The 17,191-nt window shown below is 68.7% G+C and carries 16 protein-coding genes; 9 read left to right on the forward strand and 7 right to left on the reverse strand.

Features of this window, described 5'->3' with window-relative positions; genetic code table 11:
• Positions 1-39 precede the first annotated feature (39 nt).
• The 3 genes from wrbA to O5M90_RS09685 are packed head-to-tail and all read left to right on the forward strand — an operon-like array spanning position 40 to position 2,918.
• Positions 40-648, forward strand: coding sequence for an NAD(P)H:quinone oxidoreductase (wrbA, locus tag O5M90_RS09675; RefSeq protein WP_269838722.1), 609 nt, complete (start codon positions 40-42; stop codon positions 646-648).
• Entirely contained in the window at positions 645-1,811 is a 1,167-nt protein-coding gene (locus O5M90_RS09680) for an MFS transporter (RefSeq protein ID WP_269838721.1), read from the forward strand. Before wrbA ends, O5M90_RS09680 begins: the two co-directional genes overlap by 4 nt.
• Positions 1,812-1,865: 54 nt before the next feature.
• Positions 1,866-2,918, forward strand: coding sequence for a glycosyltransferase family 4 protein (locus tag O5M90_RS09685; RefSeq protein ID WP_269838720.1), 1,053 nt, complete (start codon positions 1,866-1,868; stop codon positions 2,916-2,918).
• Here the strand turns inward: O5M90_RS09685 and O5M90_RS09690 are convergent.
• From O5M90_RS09690 to O5M90_RS09700, 3 genes are read right to left on the reverse strand one after another with little or no spacing between them, the layout of a single operon-like run.
• The gene (locus O5M90_RS09690; RefSeq protein WP_440401994.1) at positions 2,887-4,209 is read right to left on the reverse strand and encodes a hypothetical protein; all 1,323 of its coding nucleotides are present in this window, start codon (positions 4,207-4,209) and stop codon (positions 2,887-2,889) included. The genes O5M90_RS09685 and O5M90_RS09690 overlap by 32 nt on opposite strands.
• A complete protein-coding gene (locus tag O5M90_RS09695; RefSeq protein WP_137941027.1) occupies positions 4,206-5,015 on the reverse strand; it encodes a hypothetical protein in 810 nt (269 codons plus the stop codon). Before O5M90_RS09695 ends, O5M90_RS09690 begins: the two co-directional genes overlap by 4 nt.
• An 11-nt stretch (positions 5,016-5,026) precedes the next feature.
• Positions 5,027-5,722, reverse strand: coding sequence for a hypothetical protein (locus tag O5M90_RS09700; protein ID WP_269838718.1), 696 nt, complete (start codon positions 5,720-5,722; stop codon positions 5,027-5,029).
• Between the two features lie 266 nt (positions 5,723-5,988).
• Here O5M90_RS09700 and O5M90_RS09705 point away from each other — a divergent pair, with 266 nt between their 5' ends.
• The 6 genes from O5M90_RS09705 to O5M90_RS09730 all read left to right on the forward strand — a co-directional run bounded on the left by O5M90_RS09705 (position 5,989) and on the right by O5M90_RS09730 (position 12,391).
• A complete protein-coding gene (locus O5M90_RS09705) occupies positions 5,989-7,032 on the forward strand; it encodes an ABC transporter substrate-binding protein (RefSeq protein WP_269838717.1) in 1,044 nt (347 codons plus the stop codon).
• 12 nt (positions 7,033-7,044) lie between these two features.
• Complete coding sequence (locus O5M90_RS09710; protein WP_262969943.1) at positions 7,045-7,857, forward strand: ABC transporter ATP-binding protein; 813 nt, start codon at positions 7,045-7,047, stop codon at positions 7,855-7,857.
• Complete coding sequence (locus O5M90_RS09715) at positions 7,854-8,633, forward strand: ABC transporter permease (protein ID WP_262969944.1); 780 nt, start codon at positions 7,854-7,856, stop codon at positions 8,631-8,633. Before O5M90_RS09710 ends, O5M90_RS09715 begins: the two co-directional genes overlap by 4 nt.
• Before the next feature lie 30 nt (positions 8,634-8,663).
• Positions 8,664-9,662, forward strand: a complete 999-nt coding sequence (locus O5M90_RS09720; RefSeq protein WP_269838716.1) for a porin — start codon at positions 8,664-8,666, stop codon at positions 9,660-9,662.
• 45 nt (positions 9,663-9,707) lie between these two features.
• Entirely contained in the window at positions 9,708-10,541 is an 834-nt protein-coding gene (locus O5M90_RS09725) for an urease accessory protein UreD (protein WP_269838715.1), read from the forward strand.
• 140 nt (positions 10,542-10,681) lie between these two features.
• Complete coding sequence (locus O5M90_RS09730) at positions 10,682-12,391, forward strand: methyl-accepting chemotaxis protein (protein WP_137941034.1); 1,710 nt, start codon at positions 10,682-10,684, stop codon at positions 12,389-12,391.
• A 196-nt stretch (positions 12,392-12,587) separates the two neighbouring features.
• Here the strand turns inward: O5M90_RS09730 and urtE are convergent, their stop codons facing one another.
• The 4 genes from urtE to urtB form a co-directional block, all read right to left on the reverse strand.
• A complete protein-coding gene (gene urtE / locus O5M90_RS09735) occupies positions 12,588-13,304 on the reverse strand; it encodes an urea ABC transporter ATP-binding subunit UrtE (protein ID WP_269838714.1) in 717 nt (238 codons plus the stop codon).
• Positions 13,305-13,607: 303 nt separating this feature from the next.
• Positions 13,608-14,492 (reverse strand): urea ABC transporter ATP-binding protein UrtD, encoded by an 885-nt coding sequence (gene urtD, locus O5M90_RS09740; RefSeq protein ID WP_269838713.1) that lies wholly within the window; start codon positions 14,490-14,492, stop codon positions 13,608-13,610.
• Positions 14,489-15,619: an urea ABC transporter permease subunit UrtC gene (gene urtC / locus O5M90_RS09745; RefSeq protein WP_269838895.1), complete on the reverse strand. Its 1,131-nt coding sequence runs from the start codon at positions 15,617-15,619 to the stop codon at positions 14,489-14,491. Before urtC ends, urtD begins: the two co-directional genes overlap by 4 nt.
• Positions 15,619-17,178, reverse strand: coding sequence for an urea ABC transporter permease subunit UrtB (gene urtB / locus O5M90_RS09750; protein WP_269838712.1), 1,560 nt, complete (start codon positions 17,176-17,178; stop codon positions 15,619-15,621). Before urtB ends, urtC begins: the two co-directional genes overlap by 1 nt.
• Positions 17,179-17,191: the final 13 nt, after the last annotated feature.

The following is a 17,191-nucleotide window of genomic DNA, read 5'->3' on the forward strand; positions in this document are numbered from 1 at the left end:
TGCCGATACTGGCCTCATTCCACACAGGAGGTTCGGCTCATGAGCAAGGTTCTGGTTCTCTACTACTCGTCCTACGGCCATATCGAGACCATGGCCGCCGCCGTGGCCGAGGGCGTGCGCAGCCATGGCGGCAAGGCGACCGTCAAGCGGGTGCCCGAGCTGGTGCCGGCGTCCGTCGCGGCCGGCTACAAGGTGGCGCTGGACACGCCGGTGGCCAGTGTGGCGGAGCTGCCCGACTACGACGCCATCGTGATCGGCACACCGACGCGCTTCGGCGCTATGGCGGCGCAGATGAAGAACTTCCTCGACCAGGCCGGCAGCCTGTGGGCCCGGGATGCGCTGGTGGGCAAGGTGGGCAGCGTCTTCACCTCCACCGGCAGCCAGCATGGCGGGCAGGAGTCGACGATTCTGTCGACGCACATCGTGCTGCTGCACCTGGGCATGGTGCTGGTGGGCCTGCCTTACAGCTACAAGGGCCAGCTGCGCATGGACGAGATCACGGGCGGCTCGCCCTATGGCGCGTCCACGCTGGCCGACGACGGGCGCGGCGGCGATCGCCAACCCAGCCGCAACGAGATCGAGGCGGCCCGCTACCAGGGCCGCCATGTCGCGCGGATCGCCGGGGCGCTGGCGCTGGCGCCGGCATGAGGCGCGCGGACGCGCCAACGCGCAGCGACTGGCGGGCCGTCTGGCTGGTGGTGGTCGCCGGGGTGGCCTCGGCCTTTCAGCTGGGCAAGGTGGCGATTGCCGCCCCGCAGTTGCAGACCGAGCTCGGCCTGAGCCTGGCGATGCTGGGCGGCCTGGGCGCCACCTTCGCGGTGCTGGGGGCGCTGGGCGGGGTGGCGGCGGGCTCGCTGGTGGCCCGCGCCGGGGATCGCTCCATGCTGCTGCTCGGGCTGCTGGCCACGCTGCTCGGTTCGGTGCTCGCCCTGGCCACCGGCAGCTTTGCGCTGCTGCTGGTCTCGCGGGTGCTCGAGGGCCTGGGCTTTCTGCTGATCACCGTGGCCGGGCCCACGCTGCTGGGCCGGCTGGTGCCTGCGGACGACCGCAACGCCGCGTTGGCGCTGTGGAGCTGCTTCATGCCGGCCGGCATCGCGCTGGCGATGCTGACCGGGCCTTGGTTCGACGACTGGCGCAACCTGTGGGCCGCTGCGGCGCTGGCCACCGGCCTGATCCTGGCCGCCGTGACCTGGGCGGTCCCGCAGCAGCGGGCCCGCGCCGAGGGGCCGAGGCCGCTGGTTCGGATGGCCGAGGTCTGGCGGGCCCTGCCACTGGCCACAAGCTTCCTGCTCTACAGCCTGATGTTCTTCGCGCTCTTCAGCTTTCTGCCGGTGCTGCTGCAGCAACGCCTGCAAGTCGGGCCTGAGACGGTAGGCCTGCTGGCGGCGCTGGCCAGCGCCGCCAATATCGTCGGCAATCTCGCCGCCGGCCTGCTGCTGCGAAGGCTGAGCCGCGCGGCGCTGGGAGGCGGCGCGGCGCTCACGATGGGGCTGTGTGCGCTGGGCATCTTTCTGCCGGTGCTGGACCCGCGGGCGGCCTTCGCGCTGTGCCTGCTGTTCTCGGCGGCGGGCGGCCTGATCCCGGCCAGCCTGCTGTCGGCGGTGCCGCAGCAGTGCGCGACGCCGGCGCAGGCCGCGCTCGCGGTGGGCCTGCTGATGCAGGGCAGCAATCTGGGCCAGGCGCTGGGGCCGCTGCTGGTGGGCCGCGCGGTGGACAGCCATGGCTGGCCGGCCGCAGCGGCCTGGGTGGCTGTGGCGGCCCTGGCCATGGTCGTCACGCTGTTCTGGCGTCCGGGGGCCCGAGCCGCGTAGCCGAAGGCAGCGAGCCCTGCGCTACAGTGCAGCCCTGCCCGCCCGCCGTGCCCCATGCGCCTCCTCCTCCTGCTCCGCGACACCTCGCCCAACGGCATCACCACCTACAACCGCATCCTGGCGCGGGAGCTGGTGGCGCAAGGCCATGAGGTCCATGTCTGGCCGGCCCGCAGCGACTTCGGCGCCGGCCGGGCGCTGCGCCTGCCGCCGGCCCATCCGCTGCTGGAGCCGCTGGCCCGGCCCTGGCTCAAACATGGGCTCAAGCCCGACCTGCTCTTCGTCAACAGCTACACCCAGGCCCGCTTCGCCCACCAACTCAAGGCCAACGCCGGCATCCCGTGGCTGGCCTGCATGCACAACGGCCACAGCCCCGAACGCATGGCCCAGTGGCTGCAGCTGTTCGGCAATGCCGACGGCGTGGTCACGATGTGCGAGACCCTGCGCGCCACCTATGCCCAGCTGATCGCCGATGGCGGCGCCGCCCACCAGCCCCCGGTGCTGGGCAGCCGGCTGCCGATAGCGATGCCGGCGCTGCGCGAGCGCAGCGCCGAGGGGCCGATCACCCTCGGTTACTGCTCGCGCCTGAGCGGCCACAAAGGCCCGCGCTGCGAGGCCTGGCTGGAAGCCATCGCGCGGCTGCCCGGGCGTGGGCGCTACCGTGTGCTGGTGATTGGCGGCGGCAGCCATCTGAAGGCCTTGCAGGCCAAGGCCGCCGCCTTGGGACTGAACGCCGAATTCAGCGGCATGGTGGCCGACCCGGCGCCGCTGCTGGAGCGCATCGATGTGATCACCGGCGCCGGCTATGCGCTGATGGAGGGTCTGATGCGCGGCTGCGCGGCGGTGGGCCTGGGCTTTGGCGGCTGCATCGGCGCGATCACCGAGCAGACGCTGGACGAGGCCTATGCGCTGAACTTCGGCGACCACTGCCCGCGCGCCTACCCCGGCGATGCCGACAGCATCGCGGCCGCGCTGGCCACCGCCATCGCCTCGCTGCAGACTCCGGGCCTGGCCCGGCTGCACCAGCGCGCGCGCGCGTTTTCGGCGCCCGGGCCGGTGGTGCGAGAGCTGGTGGAATTCATGGGTGCCGCGCTGCCGCCCGCACGATGAGCTGGCGCTCGCGCAGCGCCTCGGGCTCGAAGGGGCTCCAGTCGGGGCGCTGCTGCTCATAGAAGCCGTAGAGCCGCTCCAGATTGCCGAGCAGCTGGGCGTTGTCGGGCGCCAGCGCCAGCGCGGCCATCAGCTCGCGCGACAGCCGCGCGGCGCTGTCGGCGGTCAAGGCCGCGGAGCCGGCAGACACCCGCGCCAGCGCCGCCAGCTGGCGCGCGCCGGCATAGGCCGGCAGCTGCGCCTGGGCCTGCTCGAACAGCGCCAGCGCCGGCTCGTAGCGCCCCTGCTCCCAGGCCTGCCAGCCGCGCAGGGCGCTGGCCAGCCCCCAGGCGCCGGGCGCCAGATCGGCCGGCACCGCGCGCTCGTAGCGGCTCAGGCCCTGCTCCATCAAGGCGGCCGTGCGGGTGCGCTGGGCGGCCGTCAGCCCGTCGACCCGCAGCCGCACAAAGGCCGATACCGCATCGATATAGGCCAGCTCGGGCAGCCAGCGCTGCAGCGACCAGGCGGCCGGCTCACCGGGCTGAGTCGCCATCTGCACCCAACCACCGGGGCCGCCCTGCTGCGGCTGCAGCTTCAGCCATTCGCCGCGCGCCTCGCTGACCCAAAAGGCCAGCGCCTGGTGGGGCGAGAACTCGATGGCACGGCCGGCAGCGCCGCGCTCGGGTCGGGGCCGCAAGACCATGGCCTGGCGGAAATCGCGATCCACCTGGGCCAGCTCGGCCCGGCTGATGCGGCGCGGCGCAAAGGCGATGGCCTGGGTCGGCAGGCTGCCGCGCAACTCCAGCGGCCCGTTCTTGAACCACAGCTGTTCAACCCCGCCACTCCCGCCCCCCCCGCCTTCACTGCCCTGGCGCACAAAGCGCAGATAGCTCTGCAGATAGAACTCGCCGGCCTGCTCGAACAAGCGGCCCCAGACCAGCACCGCCCCCTGGCCCGGCCGCAGCGCGCCCGACGCACCAACCCGGGTGATGCGGCCGACGATCACATCGACATCGCAGACCTCGCCGGGTTCGGCCCATAGATGCTTGGCGCCTATCGAGGGGTACTTCAGCAGACCCATCAGCACTTCCAGATGGACCAGGGCCGCGATCTGGCGGCTGGCCAGCTGCAGCTCGGGCGGTGGTGGGCGGCCGTCGCGGGTCTCGGCGTGATAAGGCAGGACCAGGGCATTCAGCGCCGCGCCCGGGAACACCGAGGCATAGCTGCAGGGCTCCATGCCGGCCGCGCGCGCCGGGCCGGCCAGTACCGCCAGCAGGCTCATCGAGACGTAAAAAAGAAAGCGGCGCATCATGGCTTGGCCTCCTCGTCGCAGGGCTTGGCACTCGCTCGCAGGCGCAGCAGGCCGGTCTTCGGATAGGCCGCGTCGGCCTTGGCCTCGCTGATCGCGCGCCCGGCCGATGTCAGCACAAAGGCGCGCAGGCCTTCCAGCTCGCTCTTGGTCCGCCCCTCCAGCGGCCGTTTGGCCAGGGCGGCCAGCAGCACATCGGCGCGGCACAGATTGCGATGCGCCGTGTCAAAGCTGCGCTCGCGCAGCAGCTTGAAGCCGAAGGCGCTGGCGACAAAGGCATCGATATCGCTGGAGCGCGCCACCAGCTGGACCGGGTCACGGATCGGCGCGGCGCCCGGCTCGGGGTAGCTCAGGCGCTGCAAGGCGCCGGCGGCCGCCTCGTTCTGGTTGGCCGCCTGGCGCAGCGGCACCAGCAGATAGCTCAGCTGCGCGCTGGGCTGGCTCGTACCACCGGGCCCGGGTTCGCTGGACAGCTGACCCCAGACCTCCAGCAGCACCCGCCGCGTGTGCAGGCCGTCGACCAGGCGCGGGTTGTGCTCGCGCCCGTCCAGTGCCGGTGCGCGGCCCGGGCAGGCGACGAAGCGCACCGGCGTGTCGGGCAGATTGATCCAGCGGGCATTGCGGTTCTGGTCAAGCTCGAACTGCAGGCGTTCCAGATAGCTCTTCAGCTCGGCCGGCTTCAGCAGCTCGCCGCTCGGCTCGCTGAGCAGGACCGTGAAGCTGCCGGCCTGGGGCTCGCAATCGATGATGACGGCCTGGGCCGCACCGGTGCCCACAGCCAGAAGCCAGCTCAGCCAGTGTTTCCTCATCGGGATCTCCTTCACTCGTCCAGCATCGCCAGCGCCGCGTCGACCGACTTCAGCAGCCGCGGATAGACCTCGCCCGCCCCCTCGGGCTTGACACGCACCAGGGCCTCGAAGCCGGCCGGCCGACCGGCCAGCGCCGCCTCGACCAGGCCGCGATAGCGCCGCAGCGCCGGCCGGGCCTCGCCGCAGCCGTGCTGGCCCAGCATCAGCACGACCTTTTCCTGCGCCTGCCACTCATACTGCTGGCGCAGGCCCAGCACCCGGGGCAAGGCCGCGCAGACCAGCTCCGGCTCGCGCAGCGCCAGCACATTCAGGCCTTCGGCCGCCGCCGCGCCACCCATGCCGCTCTGGCGCAGATGGCTCATCAGCCCCGGCAGCGCCGGCTCGCCATAAGAGGCCAGCAGGGTAGCGGCGCTGCCGAGCTCGGCCTCGCTGCCCTTGCCGCCGAGCTGTATCAGCAGGCCCTGCATCTCCTTGGTGTAGGAGAGGTCGAGCTGGCGCTGCTTGATCGCCAGGTCCACCGAGTCCTTCAGCGCAAAGCCCAGCACCAGCACGACCGCCGCGGCGACCAGCTTGGGCAACTCGGCGCCCATCCAGGCGGCGGCACGGGCCAGCACCGACCGCGCTTCCGATGGGGCCGCTGCCGGCGCTGGCTGGGCCTGCAGCAGTTGCTCGATGCGCGCCAGCCGTTCTTCCACTGTGCCGCTCATGCCTGGGCTCCGCTTGTCGCGATGCCGCAGTCTGGAGCGGCCGCGCCCGGGCGTCAAACCCTAGAACGCCACACAAAGGGGCAGCCCATCCCATCTTGGTGCGGCCGGATTGCATACAGTTTTAATAAAGCCTTGTATGCAGCGCAGAACCGACGCGCCCGGCATCTCCCCGGTTGATGGCATGGAGATTGCTCCGTAGAGTGGATCGCCGGGTCGGCAAGACCTGGCACTTCCTTATTCCTTGCAAGATTCACGGAGACATCCCGATGCTGACAACAAACACCCGCCGCCACTGGCTGGCAGCCGCCACGCTGGCCGCCCTCGGCGCTTTCGCCGCCCCCGCCCAGGCCCAGACCACGCCGCTCAAGTTTCAGCTCGACTGGCGCTTCGAAGGCCCGTCGGCGCTGTTCCTGCAGCCGATTGCCAAGGGCTTGTTCAAGGCCGCCGGCCTCGATGTGACGCTGGACGCCGGCAACGGCTCCGGTGGCGCAGTGACCCGGGTGGCCTCGGGCTCCTATGACCTGGGCTTTGCAGACCTGGCCGCGCTGATGGAGTTCCATGCCAACAATCCCGATGCGCCGAACAAGCCGGTCGCGGTGATGATGGTCTACAACAACACGCCGGCTGCGGTGCTGACGCTGAAGAAGTCCGGCATCAGCAGCGTCGCGCAGCTGAGCGGCAAGAAGCTCGGCGCCCCGGTGTTCGACGCCGGCCGCAAGGGCTTCGCCATCTTTGCCCAAGCCAACAAGATCAGCAATGTGGCCTGGACCAGCATGGACCCGCCGCTGCGCGAGACCATGCTGGTGCGCGGGGACATCGATGCGATCACCGGCTTCTCCTTCACATCGCTGCTGAACCTGGAAGCGCGCGGCATCAAGGCCGCCGATGTGCAGATCTTTCCCTATGCCGAGCACGGCGTGAAGCTCTACGGCAACGCCATCATCGCCAGCCCCAAGCTGCTCAAGGAGAAGCCCGAAGTCGTCAAGGCCTTCCTGCTGGCCTTTGCCAAGGGCGCCAAGGAGGTGATGGCCAATCCGGATGCCTCGATTGCCTATGTGAAGCAGCGCGACGGCATCATCAACGAGGCGCTGGAGAAGCGCCGCCTGCGCCTGGCCATCGACGCGGTGATCGCCAGCCCCGATGCGCGCGCCGAGGGCTTCGGGCAAGTCCTGGCCCCGCGTCTGGCCCTGATGGCCAGCCAGATCTCGGACGCCTATGGCACCAAGACCCGCGTCGTGCCGGAGGCGGTGTGGAATGGCGCCTTCCTGCCCAGCAAGGCCGAGCTGGATGTCTTGCCGCCCAAGCGCTGAGGCGGGCTCATCATGGACAACTTCGTCGACTTCCGGCGGGTCTGGCTCGCCTACAACGATGAGCTCTGGGAACAGGGCAAGTTCGCGGTCGAGGACATCTCGCTGACGCTCAGGCGCGGCGAGTTCGCGGCCATCGTCGGGCCTTCGGGCTGCGGCAAGAGCACCTTCATGAAGCTGGCCACCGGGCTGAAGAAGCCCAGCCGTGGCGAGATCCATGTGGACGGCCAGCCGGTCAACGGCCCGCTGAAGATCAGCGGCATGGCCTTCCAGGCGGCCTCGCTGCTGCCCTGGCGCACGACCTTGCAGAACGTGATGCTGCCGCTGGAGATCGTCGAGCCGCACCGCTCGCAGCTGCGCGCCAGGAAGGCCGAGTACATCGAACGCGCCCGCGCGCTGCTGGCCAGCGTCGGCCTGTCGGGCTATGAGGACAAATTCCCCTGGCAGCTCTCCGGCGGCATGCAGCAGCGCGCCAGCATCTGCCGCGCGCTGATCCACGAACCCCAACTGCTCTTGCTGGACGAGCCCTTCGGCGCGCTCGATGCCTTCACCCGCGAGGAGCTCTGGTGCGCGCTGCGCGATCTGCAGGCGGCCAAGGGCTTCAATGTGATCCTGGTGACGCACGATCTGCGCGAGAGCGTGTTCCTGGCCGACACCGTCTATGTGATGAGCAAGAGCCCGGGCCGGCTGCTGCACCGGCGAGACATTGAGCTGCCACGCCCGCGCGAGCTGGAGCTGACCTACACACCGGCCTTCACCGAAATCGTCCACGAGCTGCGCGGCCATATTGGCGCGCTCAGGAAGAGCGGCGCGGAGGTGGCGCAATGACAGCCAGGAAGAAACCCCATCTGCTGTTCCAGCGCTATGCCTCGTCCCTGCTGCTGCTGGTCATCCTCTTGCTGTGGCAGCTGATCTGCAGCGCGCTGCAGGTCTCGGAGTTCATCTTCCCCAGCCCCTGGGCGATCGCCCAGGCCCTGGCCGACTATCACCAGGTCATCCTCGGCCACGCCTGGCGCACCTTCTGGGTGACCTTGGCGGGCTTCGGCATCGCCATCGTCGTCGGCGTGCTCTTGGGCTTTCTGATGGGCAGCTCGCAGCTGGCCTACAAGGCCATGTACCCGCTGATGACCGGCTTCAACGCGCTGCCCAAGGCGGCCTTCGTGCCGATTCTGGTGGTGTGGTTCGGCATTGGCGTCGGCCCCGCGATCCTGACCGCTTTTCTGATCAGCTTCTTCCCCATCATGGTCAATATCGCCACCGGCCTGGCCACCCTGGAGCCCGAGCTGGAGGATGTGCTGCGGGTGCTGGGGGCCAAGCGCTGGGATGTGCTGGTCAAGGTAGGGCTGCCGCGCTCGCTGCCCTATTTTTTCGCCGCGCTGAAGGTCGCGATCACCTTGGCCTTTGTCGGCACCACGGTGTCCGAGATGACGGCGGCCAACGAGGGCATCGGCTATCTGCTGATCTCGGCCGGCGCCTCGATGCAGATGGGCCTGGCCTTTGCCGGCCTGGTCGTCGTCGGCGCGATGGCGATGCTGATGTACGAGCTGTTCGCGGTGCTGGAGCGTCGCCTGACCGGCTGGGCCCACCGTAGCGACAACCACTGAATTCCCAACCTGAATCAAGGAGCTTCTAGAGTGAACAACAACAAGAAACTGCATCTGCTGGCCGCGGCCGCCCTGCTGCTGGCCACCGGTCTGGCCCAAGCCCAGGTCAGGCTGTATGGTCTGCTCGATATGAGCGCCGGCGCGGCCAAGGCGCCGGGCGGCCAGTCCATCAAGGGGGTCGACAGCGGCAAGATGACGACCAGCTACTTCGGCCTCTCGGGCAGCGAAGACCTGGGGGGCGGCTTGACGGCCTCGTTCACGCTGGACAGCTTTTTGCGCGCCGATGTCGGCAACAACGGCCGCTTCAACGGCGACAACTTCTGGGCCCGCAATGCCTGGGTGGCGCTGAGCAGCAAGGAGCTGGGCACGGTACGCCTGGGCCGCAACACCACGCCGCTGTTCGTGCAGACCCTGGCCTTCAATGCCTTCGGCGACTCTTTCGGCTACTCGCCCAGCATCCGCCAGTACTTCAGTGCCGGCGCCACGGTCAGCGGCACCACGGCCACCGGCGACACCGGCTGGAGCGATTCGGTGCTCTATCTAAGCCCCAAGTTCGGCGGCTTCAGTGCCGGGGCCTTTGTCGCAGCCGGCGAAGGCGCAGGCGGCAGGAACTTCGGCTTCAACGCCAACTACGGCGGCGGGCCATTCGCTGCCGGCTTCACTTACCAGAACGTCAAGAAAGACGGCGCCGCCCCGCTGGCCGACACCAAGACCTGGCAGGCCGCCGCGTCCTATGACTTCGGCGCGGCCAAGCTGTTCGGCCAGTACGGCAAGGTCGACAACACGACGACGGGCCGCGACTACAAGATCGCCGGCATCGGCGCCACCGTGCCTATCGGCGACGGCAAGCTGCTGGCCCAGTACGGCCATCTGGGCGCCTCGGTCGGCCCGGACCGCAAGACCTTCAGCTTCGGCTACGACCACTTTGTCTCCAAGCGCACCGATGTCTATGCGGTGGCGATGAGCGACAAGCTCGACGGCCTGTCGGGCGGCAGCAGCTACTCGGTCGGCATCCGCCACCGCTTCTGATCTCGCTCGCGCCGCGCCCTTTTCTCTCTTGCTAAGCTGCCGCCCATGGCATGGCATGGACATCTGAAGCTGGACTACCGGCGCGACGAGCAGGGGCGCACCACGGCCCTCGATAAACACCACGGTCCGCTGCGCGTGCTGCAGCGGCTCTATCCCGAGGGCCCGGGCGTTTGCCACCATGTGCTGGTGCATCCGCCCGGCGGCATCGTCGGCGGCGACCGGCTCGAGATCGAGATCGATCTGCAGACCGCCAGCCATGCCCTGCTGACCACGCCGGGCGCCACCCGCTTCTACCGCAGCGCCGGCGAGCTGGCCAGCCAGCGCCTGCGCGCCCGGGTCGCCGAGGGCGCGCGGCTGGAATGGCTGCCGCTGGAGACCCTGATCTACGACGGCGCGCTGGCGGAGAACCGCATGGTGTTCGAGCTGGCGCCGGGTGCCGAGATGCTGGGCTGGGATGTGCTGGCGCTGGGCCTGCCGGCCGCCGGCCTGCCCTTCGCGCGCGGCCACTACACCCAGCACCTGGAGCTGCCCGGCCGCTGGCTGGAGCGCGGTCGCCTCGCGGCCGATGACCATGGCCTGCTGGACTCGCCGCTGGGCCTGGCCGGCCACAAGGTGATGGCCAGCCTGTGGTTTGCCGCGGGCCAGGTCTTGCCGAACGCCCGCCGCGAGGCCCTGCTGGAGACCGCCCGCGAGCTCTGCGCGGCCGACGGCTTGCGCGCCACGGCCGGCTGCACCGCACCCGAGCCGGGCGTGGTGGTGCTGCGCGTGCTGGCGCCCAAGGTCGAGCCGGCGATGGCCTTGCTGGCGCGGGTCTGGGCGGCCTGGCGCAGCCAGGCCTGGGGCCTGCAGCCCTGCCCGCCGCGGGTCTGGCGCACCTGAACAAAGCGCTTGCCGGCAAGCACCCAAGCGCGGAAGATGCCCAGCATCCGCCGCCTTGATCGGGGCTTTGGGCGACGGTGAAGCACGGATGATTCAGCCCTGTCACAAGAGCCGTCCGGCTCGACGCAAGGGAGCGCTTCATGCAGGTTCTGAAGAATATGAGCATCGCCGCCAAACTCTCGGCGGCCTTTGCCATCATGCTGGGGCTGTTGGCCATCCTGGCCTTGTTCTCGTTCTCGCGGCTGCAGCTGGTGCAAGCCGAGTCGCGCACCATCAGCGGCAACTGGCTGCCCTCGGTGCAGGCCATCAATGGCCTGAGCGCCGATATCGTCGAGTTCCGCATCGGGCTGATCGTCAATCTGAACGCCACCGATGCCGCGCAATCGGCCTCCTCGGCCAAGTCGATGGAGGACGCGACCGCGGCCGCCCAGAAAAGCATGGCCGCCTATGACAAGCTGATCAGCAGCGACAACGAGCGGCGCGAGTTCGAGCGCTTTGCCGGGCTGTGGAGCAAGTACCAGGCGCTGGCGAAGCAGGTCGTCACCTCGGTGCGCGACGGGCAGATCGACGACGCCCGCAAGCTCGCCGGCGGCGAAGCGCGCCAGACCTTCACCGAGGCCAGTACCTTGCTGCGCCAGCTGGTCGAGCTGAACAACAAGGGCGCCGATGCCTCGGCGGCCCATGGCGAGGATGTCTACCGCTCGGCCGCGCTGTGGCTGCTGATCGTCAGCCTGATCGCCGGCGGCCTGGCCATCGTGATGGCGCTGACCTTGATACGCGCGATCACCCGCCCGCTGGCCCAGGCCGTCAGCGCGGCCGACCGGGTGGCCGGTGGCGATCTGAGCCAGCCCATCCGTTTCGAGGGCAAGGACGAGACCGCGCGGCTGCTGGAGGCGATGCAGCGCATGCAGCACAGCCTGGCCGGCACGGTGGCCAGCGTGCGCGAGGGCGCCGAGTCGGTGTCCACCGCCAGCGCCCAGATCGCCCAGGGCAATGCCGACCTGTCGGCCCGTACCGAGGAGCAGGCCTCCTCGCTGGAGCAAACCTCGGCGACGATGGAAGAGCTCAGCGCCACCGTCCGGCAGAACGCCGACAGCGCCCAGCAGGCCAACCAGCTGGCCCAGAGCGCCAGCGAGGTGGCACGCAGCGGCGGCCAGGTGGTCGGCGAGGTGGTCACGACGATGCGCGGCATCGAGGACAGCTCCAAGCGCATCTCCGACATCATCTCCACCATCGACGGCATCGCCTTCCAGACCAATATCCTGGCGCTGAATGCGGCGGTGGAAGCGGCCCGCGCCGGCGAGCAGGGCCGCGGCTTCGCGGTCGTGGCCTCCGAGGTGCGCAGCCTGGCCCAGCGCAGTGCCGACGCGGCCAAGGAGATCAAGAGCCTGATCAACGACTCGGTCGAACGGGTACAAAGCGGCACCCAACTGGTCGACCGGGCCGGCCAGACCATGCAGGACATCGTCAACTCGGTGCAGCGGGTGGCCGATATCGTCGGCGAGATCAGCAGCGCCAGCGTCGAGCAGAGCGCCGGCATCGCCCAGGTCGGCGAGGCGGTGACCCAGCTGGACCGCGCGACCCAGCAGAATGCCGCCCTGGTGGAGGAAAGCGCAGCCGCCAGCGAGAGTCTCAAGCACCAGGCGGTGCGGCTGCTGGAGTCGGTGGCCAGCTTCAAGCTTGACGGCCATCAAGCCCGCGCCCGCCCGGTCGCAGCACCGGCCCCGAAGGCACCGGCTCACAAGCCTGCCGCTTTCAAATCGGCAACACCCCGCCCGGCGGCCAAGCCGGCCGCCCCTCGCAAACCCCAGCCAGCGGCAGCCGCCGATGGCGACTGGAGCAGCTTCTGACACGGCTGCTTCACCGATAGCGCCCAGGCTGCGTGAACGGCAGGCAAGCCTGCCCTCACGCCCGGCCCTGCGCTACCCGCGCTGACCCCTTTGTTTCCACACCGCAGCCCTACGCCGGATTCGTCCGGTGTCCCGGGCGGTGTCTGCAGCGCTTTTGCCCCATGGCCTCCCGGTCATGGGGCTTTTTTGCTTGCGATCAGATCGAGACGCGCTCGCGCACGCCGTCGCGCTGCATATCCTCGCCGCGCCCGCGAGCGACGAACTCGCCGCGCTCCATCACCAGGTACTGGTCGGCCAGCTCCTCGGCGAAGTCGTAGTACTGCTCGACCAGGATCACCGCCATGCGCTGCTTCTTGCCGGCGATCTCCAGACCTTCATCGGCCAGCTGGCGCAGCACGCGACCGATGTCCTTGATGATGCTGGGCTGGATGCCTTCGGTGGGCTCGTCGAGGATGATGAGCTTGGGGCCGGCCGCCAGCGCGCGGGCAATCGCCAACTGCTGCTGCTGACCGCCGGAGAGATCGCCGCCGCGCCGGTTGATCATGGCCTTCAGCACCGGGAATAGTTCGAACAACTGCGGCGGGATCGGCGTGCTGCCGCTCTTGTAGGCCAGGCCCATGCGCAGATTGTCCTCGACCGTCAACCGGCCGAAGATCTCGCGGCCCTGCGGCACATAGCCGATGCCGCGCCGCACGCGCTCGTAGGAAGTCAGCTTGGCGATGTCCTGCCCGTCCAGGCTCAACCCGCCGCTCTTGATCGGCACCACGCCCATCAAGCTCTTCAGCAGAGTGGTCTTGCCGACGCCGTTGCGCCCGAGGATGACCGTGATCTCGCCGAGCTTGGCCTCGAAGCTGAGGCCGCGCAGGATGTGGGAGCCGCCGTAGGCCTGGTGGATATTGTCGACTTTCAGCATGTGGGCTGCCCTGCTTTGTCTGCATTTGCGACGGGCTGTGCAGGCCGACGCCAGCGGGTATCCGGCTGGCTCCGTGTCCCCCGGGCCTGCGGCCCTCCTCCTTTACCTGCGCCATCCAGACACCCACTGCCATCGTCCCCGAAGCACTGAGGTCTGCGCAAAGTCATCGAGGCAGTGCACGATGCCGGGCGAGCGGCAGTGGGTGCTCGTCGGCCGAAGGTAAAGGAGGAGGGCCGTAGGCCCGGGGGACACGAAGGCCGGCGAGTACCCGCTGGCGATCGACCAGCGAACGCGATCAAATACCTAGCGCCCAAGATAGACCTCCACCACCTTCTCATTCGCCTGCACCTCGGACAACAAGCCCTCGGCAAGCACCGAGCCCTCGTGCAGCACCGTGACCTTCTTCTTGCCTTCGGTCAGCTGGTCGACGAACTTCATATCGTGCTCGACCACCACCAGCGAGTGCTGCCCCTCCAACGAGAGGAAGAGTTCGGCGGTGCGTTCGGTTTCCTCGTCGGTCATGCCGGCCACCGGCTCGTCGAGCAGCAGCAGCTTGGGGTCCTGCATCAGCAGCATGCCGATCTCCAGCCACTGCTTCTGACCATGCGACAAGAGGCCGGCCTGGCGTTGCGCTTCGGGCAGCAGATGGATCAGCTGCAGGATCTCGGCGATGCGATCCAGCTGCACGCCGGACAAGCGCGCGAACAGGCTGGCGCGGGCGCGGCGGTCGGCGCTGAGAGCCAGCTCCAGGTTTTCGAAAACGCTCAGCTGCTCGTAGACGGTCGGCTTCTGGAACTTGCGGCCGACGCCGATCTGGGCGATCTCGTTCTCGCGCAGGCGCAATAGATCGATGTTCTGGCCGAAGCTGACCGTGCCCTGGTCGGGCCGGGTCTTGCCGGTGATGACATCCATCATCGTGGTCTTGCCGGCGCCATTGGGGCCGATGATGCAGCGCAGCTCGCCGACATTGATCGCCAGGCTCAGCTGATTCAAGGCCCTGAAACCATCGAAGGACACCGTGATGTCGTCCAGATACAGGGCCACGCCATGGGCAAAGTCAGGCCTGCCGGCGGTCAGCAGGCGGCCGAACGAGGCCGAGCCGCCAGACGAGCCGGCCTGCAGCGCGGCCAGCTTGCTCACGTGCTCGCTGCGCAGCTTGCTGCCCTCCTCCATCAGCTCGGGCGTCATGCGCGCTCTCCCTGCTTGCCTGTGAGTTTCCTGAACAGGCCGACGATGCCGTTAGGCAGGAATAGCGTCACTGCGATGAAGAGCGCGCCGAGGAAATACAGCCAGAACTCGGGGAAGGCCTGGGTGAACCAGCTCTTGGCGCCATTGACGAAGAAGGCGCCGACGATGGGGCCGATCAGCGTCGCACGGCCGCCGACCGCGGTCCAGATCGCTATCTCGATCGAGGCCGCCGCCGACATCTCGCCGGGGTTGATGATGCCGACCTGGGGCACATAGAGCGCGCCGGCCACCGCGCACATCAGCGCCGACAGCACCCAGATCGCCAGCTTGTAGGCCAGCGGGTTGTAGCCGGTGAACATCACGCGGCTCTCGGCATCGCGTATGGCCTGCAGCACACGGCCGAACTTGCTCTGCACGATCCAGCGCGCCATCAGGAAGAAGGCAATCAGCACCAGGCCGGTGATGACGAAGAGAACCATCCGGGTGGACGGCTGCGCCAGCGGCACGCCGAGGATGCGCTTGAAATCGGTGAAGCCGTTGTTGCCACCGAAGCCGGTCTCGTTGCGGAAGAACAGGAGCATGGCCGCGAAGGTCAAGGCCTGCGTGATGATCGAGAAGTAGACGCCCTTGATGCGCGAACGAAAGGCGAAGTAGCCGAATACAAAGGCCAGCAGTCCCGGCACCAGCAGCACCAGCAGCATCTGCAGCACAAAGGAGTCGCTGAGGGCCCAGTGCCAGGGCAGCGCCTTCCAATCCAGAAAGACCATAAAGTCGGGCAGATCGCTCTGGTAGTTGCCGTCGCGGCCGATCTGGCGCATCAGGTACATGCCCATGCCATAGCCGCCCAGCGCGAAGAACAGGCCGTGGCCCAGGCTCAGGATGCCGGTATAGCCCCAGATCAGGTCCATCGCCAGCGCGCAGATCGCGTAGCACATGATCTTGCCCACCAGGCCCACCGCATAGTCGCTCATATGCAAGACATGACCCTCGGGCAGGGCCAGGTTCAACAGCGGCACGATGATGGCCACCACCAGCAGGCAGATGGCGACGGCCACCCAGCCGCTGGCGGACAGCAGGCCGCGTGAGGGCTGCAGCAGGGTCGTGTTCGGAGTCACAGGTGTGTTCATCATGCTTCCGCGCTCCGGCCCTTCATCGCGAACAGCCCCTGCGGCCGCTTCTGGATGAAGACGACGATGAAGACCAGCACCATGATCTTGGCCAGCACCGCACCGGCCCAGTCCTCCAGCAGCTTGTTCAGGATGCCCAGCCCCAGCGCCGCGATCACGGTGCCGGCCAGCTGGCCGACGCCGCCCAGCACCACCACCATGAAGCTGTCGACGATATAGCTCTGGCCCAGATCCGGGCCGACATTGCCGACCTGGCTCAGCGCGCAGCCGGCCAGGCCGGCGATGCCGGCGCCCAGCGAGAAGGCATAGGTGTCGATGCGGGCGGTGTTGACGCCCATGCAGGCGGCCATGCGGCGATTCTGCGTGACGCCACGCACGAACAGGCCCAGCCGCGTCTTCGCGATCAGCAGCGCCACGCCGGCCAGCACCAGCAAGGCAAAGCCGATGATGGCGATGCGGTTGTAGGGCAGGGTCAGATTGCTCATCAGCGCGAAGCCGCCGGACAGCCAGGCCGGGTTCTCGACCGGCACGTTCTGCGCGCCGAACAGGCTGCGCACCGCCTGCATCAGCACCAGGCTGATGCCCCAGGTGGCCAGCAGGGTCTCCAGCGGCCGACCATAGAGCCAGCGGATGATGCTGCGCTCCAGCACCGCACCGACCAGGGCCGCAGCCAGGAAGGAGGCGGGGATGGCCAGCAGCACGTAGTAGTCAAACGCGCCGGGCAGATAGCTGCGGAACAGGTTCTGCACCACATAGGTCGCATAGGCGCCGATCATCATCAGCTCGCCGTGCGCCATATTGATCACGCCCATCAGCCCGTAGGTAATGGCCAGACCCAGCGCGACCAGCAGCAGGATGGAGCCGAGACTGACGCCGGTGAAGACCAGGCCCAGGCGCTCGCCCCAGGCCAGGCGGCCTTCCAGCTTGGCCAGGGCCTGCGACAGCGCGCTCTTGACCTCGGCGTCCGATTCGGCCGCGATGCGCTCGATCAGCAGGCTGCGCACCGCCGGGTCGCTGGCGCCGGCCAGCTGCTGCGCGGCCTCCAGGCGCCTGGTCTTGTCGGGCGAGGCGATCACCAGGGCTGCACGCATCAGGGTCAGTTGGGTCTTGATGCCCGCGTCGCTCTCGCTGGCCAGGGCCTTGTCCAGCAGCGGCAGCTGGGACTCGTCCAGCGACTGCTTGCCCAGCTCGGCGACGGCCTCGCGGCGCGTCGCCAGCTCGGGAGAAAACAGCTTCAGCGCTGCCAACGCGGCCTGCAGCGCGCCGCGCATGCGGTTGTTGTTCGTCACATCCTCGGCACCCTCGGGCACGGCCTCGTCGCCCGTGATGACCAGCACCTGCTCGGGCGTCAGCTTGACCGCATCGTCCAGCAGGGCCTGCACAAACGTGGCCAGGCCCGGCTCGGCGCCGGCGGCCGCCGCATTGAGCGCGGCGATGCGCGCATCGGTCTCGCCGCTCGCGATGGCGCGGGCTTGTTGCGGGGTCAGGGCGTGGGCAAGAGGCACTTGGCTGGCGACAAACAGCAGCCAAGCACCTGCTCTGAGCAGGCGCTTGATCATCACGGCTCCGTGG

Source organism: Paucibacter sp. M5-1, assembly GCF_027498415.2.
Taxonomy (GTDB): Bacteria; Pseudomonadota; Gammaproteobacteria; order Burkholderiales; family Burkholderiaceae_C; genus Roseateles_E.